2 protein-coding genes are annotated in these 1,737 nt (G+C 38.6%); both read right to left on the bottom strand.

Going from position 1 to position 1,737, the window contains the following annotated elements; all coding sequences use genetic code 11:
- Positions 1-122: 122 nt before the first annotated feature.
- Positions 123-848, bottom strand: a complete 726-nt coding sequence (locus A3GG_RS0101510; RefSeq protein WP_026215527.1) for a CPBP family intramembrane glutamic endopeptidase — start codon at positions 846-848, stop codon at positions 123-125.
- Between the two features lie 150 nt (positions 849-998).
- Positions 999-1,460 carry a hypothetical protein gene (locus A3GG_RS0101505; RefSeq protein WP_018357563.1) on the bottom strand — a complete coding sequence of 154 codons (462 nt, stop codon included), beginning with the start codon at positions 1,458-1,460 and terminating at the stop codon, positions 999-1,001.
- Between the last annotated feature and the right edge of the window lie 277 nt (positions 1,461-1,737).

The following is a 1,737-nucleotide window of genomic DNA, read 5'->3' as shown; positions in this document are numbered from 1 at the left end:
AAAAGACACCGAGACACAAAATAGACTGTAGGTACCAAATCGTACCTACAGGCTATTTTATTCTCTCCTTACGCGCCCGTTTTGGGAGAGTTACGGTTCAGCAAGCTCTATTATACCTTTATTCAACGAAAGAAAATCAAGTATATCCATAGTAATATACCTGTTCCAAAAATGTCAAAAATAGAGTGAACTAGGACAAAAGGAACCAAAGAAGTGAATTTTTGGCGTATGCAGATAAAGACAACCCCCATAAGTGCAATCCCGAATGCTGAAAGTACCCCCTGGTAAAGATGAAACCCAAATCGAATAAATATGCTTGCTATGATCGCAACAAGTCTATATTGTGCATTTACTGCAAATGTAAGCCCCATAAAGAATAGTTCTTCGAAAAAACCATTAAGTAGAGCAAATAGCACTAGCCAAATATTTATGTGAGCGAAGTAATCAACATTGGGATCAGAATACCAAATAGGGAAGTATTTCAGAGGATTGACACCATGCTTAATCCAATAAGACCCGTAAAGACAAACATCGAGAATACCTCCTCCAACTATTATAAGGAGAAGCATAAGGGGAAGAGTATACCACTTCACAGAAAAACTAAGGGCTGAGAAATCGAATCTTCTCCACCATAAGTACAACCCTGCTACAGAGAGAAAGGATAGTTCCAAAACAATAGAAAAGATATTTTGCTGCTCAGTAAAAGAGTCTGCACTTGGAGCTTGAGGATCTGGTGTCCCAAAGAACATCAGAAGAGAGGTGAAAGTGAAATATCCAAAAAAGATAAGAAACAAGACGCCATAGTCAGTGAGACTGAGCAGTCTTTTGGGAGATGATGATGTATCCATGTCGTTGTGTTACGTACGTAAAAATAACAAATCCTGATGCGCACGACAAACATACGTCGTACGACAATCAGGATTTGAAAGGGCAAATACTAGAAGACGTAGTCGCCCAACCATGTATTCATACTCTTTATTGTGTATTACTTTAAAAACTTACTTCTTTAGGTGGAGAGTAATCTTGTAATCATCCTCCTCCCCAATTATAAGCCCCGCTTCGTCTTTGTTCACCCATTCGTCTCTGACAGTAGACATGGTACCAGCCTTTTCGTCGACCTTATAAACTGTCCATTTCTTCTTATCATGCGAGAGAATTTTCAAGAGAGGAGAGACGTATGTATAGTTATAACTAATTGGCTCGTATGGAAATTCTTGAGGATCTACAAACCCATTTTTGATTTTATGCACGAAGACCACCTCTGTGGGACTCTTGAAGTCGAAAACCACATTCACCAAGGCCGATTTAGGATCTCCTTTAGAAAAATGATAGTCCGCCTCCCACTTGGTTCGAACGATGTCGAATGGCTTTTCTTGAACTTTGGGACTTTCTTTCATCCCTACACAAGAAACAAAGAGTGTTGTCATCAGCAACAACTGTAGTAGTAAAATCTTTTTCATTGTCCTTTTGCTCAAATAAATTCATATTAACTCGCACAAAGATACAAATTCTAAGAAAAACACCAAGGAATGACAAATTAATAAACATTAATCTCGCAATAAACCACTTTTTAAAGTGCTACCATAAGACTATTTCGACGAATAATAAGAAAATGTTGCTTTGCGCAACATGCTCCATTGACAATACTACCCAAAACTGCTAGCACTCAAACCTTTTCGTGATACCCTACCTAGATTCCGCAAAGTATGCGTTAGCCCCTGATTATTAGTAGGTGGC

The organism is Porphyromonas levii DSM 23370, from assembly GCF_000379925.1.
In the GTDB taxonomy this organism is placed as follows: Bacteria; Bacteroidota; Bacteroidia; order Bacteroidales; family Porphyromonadaceae; genus Porphyromonas_A; species Porphyromonas_A levii.
The sequence above is the reverse complement of the archived record's forward strand: the minus strand, read 5'-3'. Positions and strand labels throughout refer to the sequence as shown.